The sequence below is a fragment of the Cerasicoccus arenae genome (assembly GCF_014651635.1).
GTDB lineage: Bacteria > Verrucomicrobiota > Verrucomicrobiia > Opitutales > Cerasicoccaceae > Cerasicoccus > Cerasicoccus arenae.
Window position 1 is genome coordinate 1 of the sequence record NZ_BMXG01000049.1, and the last position, 1,693, is coordinate 1,693.

Genomic DNA, 1,693 nt, shown 5'->3' on the forward strand with positions numbered 1-1,693 from the left:
CCCGCTACCCCATGGTTCAAGGCATCCAGCGCCAACAGGTGCGCAGCAGCGGCATTGTCCACATGCGTCAGGTCCACGCGATTCCCCCCCCCCCCAACAATTCGCATACGGCCAGTTTTCGCCTTAGCAACAACGCGGGGCACGAGATGCGGATCGCCCACCCCCCAGATTAAATGCGGGCGCAACGCGCAGATCCGCACACCGCTTTTGCCATGTGCGGCGAGTAGTTCGCCCTCCGCAATGGCCTTCGTGCGTGCATAAGGGCTTAATTCATTATGCGGATTCAGCGGCAGGGATTCGTTCGCCCCCTCAAAGGCTTCACCGGAAAAGACAACGCTCGGTGTACTCGTGTAAACAAGCCGCTCCACGCCATGCTCCTGACATGCGGCAAGAATATGACGGGCACCAGTGACGTTAGCCGTGACGTAGCTTTTTTCATCCCCCCACACGCCAGCTTTCGCGGCGACATGGAAGACCGCCTCGCAGCCCTTCACGGCCTCATCGACTGCATAGGCGTCACCCAAGTCCCCCTGAACAACCTCTACCCCGCGCGCGGCGTTCTCAGGCTGTGGAGAGCGCCCAAAGCCGCGCACGTCATAACGACGCGCAAGCAGTTGGCCGACAATCCGCGAGCCAAGGAACCCTCCACTGCCCGTTACCAAGACTTTCATTCGGACTCACGCACTTGGACTTGCTCGAAGAACGGACTACCGTCCAGATTACGTAAATTCTCTTGGAATCCATAGTGCTGAAGCAGCGGAGCGCCAGACCAGTTGCTCAGGTTGTCAGACTCGCCGATGGTGTATTGGAACCAAGGGTAGGCAAAGAAAACGCTACGCCAAGTCTCGTCGCTCAGCGGTCCACCCTCGTAGCGGATGTCGTCAACGGACAGACTGGCTAAGCCAAATGCACTCCTGGCCAGCGGTGTCGATTTAACCGTCTGAGGCGCACTGGGCGTGATCGAAGGAAGCGGGATTAATTCAGCATTGGCCGAGCCGCTAGCGAGCGAATGAATCCCCGTGCTTAATGACAAGTCGACGGACGTAACATCGAACAACTCCCCGAAACTCACTGCCTCCGTCGACACAAAGCCACTGACCAAAAGACTTGCTGGGCTTTCTACCCGCAAAACCGATAACTGGTTGAGCGACTGACTCGTGACGACGTGGGCGAAGGTCGCTGGCGCAAAATGGTTATCCGACCACGCATACTCTGCGAGCCAATCACCGTGCTGAGTTGGATTGAACGATCCATTGAAAAACTGGTAACTCTGGACGAAGGTAACCGTCGGCACCCCCTCCTCCTGAACCAGTTCGAGCCGACGTACTCCTAGCGAACCATCATCGAACACAAAGGGCGCAAAAATAGAAGTCAGAGTATCATCATAGAACTGACGAAGCTTGCCCCCCTCCCCGTCAATCACGCCGACTAAACCCAATGAAGAGACGGCATAGCTAACCAGTCCATTGGTGTCGACTTGGAAGATGACATCTTCTGGGCTGAAAAAATTGGGCGCTTCAACTTCAAACGGCAACGAAACCGTCCAAATGACACTACCGCTATCATCCAAATGAATGAACAAAAAAGAGGATCATTAGTGAGGTCTCGTCGTCGAAAAGCTCTATGCGGCATGCATTCAGGCTGGGTGCCCCGAGGTCCAAGGAACTGTTGGCAAGATTACTTGAGGTCAGGC

Annotated in this window: 2 protein-coding genes; both read right to left on the reverse strand. The window is 55.8% G+C overall.

Annotation, left to right across the window (positions count from 1 at the left end; genetic code table 11):
• A partial coding sequence (locus IE065_RS17800) for an NAD-dependent epimerase/dehydratase family protein (RefSeq protein WP_229792116.1) occupies positions 1-671 on the reverse strand: 671 nt, incomplete at its 3' end.
• Positions 668-1,570 carry a hypothetical protein gene (locus IE065_RS17805; protein ID WP_189517662.1) on the reverse strand — a complete coding sequence of 301 codons (903 nt, stop codon included), beginning with the start codon at positions 1,568-1,570 and terminating at the stop codon, positions 668-670. The genes IE065_RS17805 and IE065_RS17800, both read right to left, overlap by 4 nt.
• Positions 1,571-1,693 lie beyond the last annotated feature (123 nt).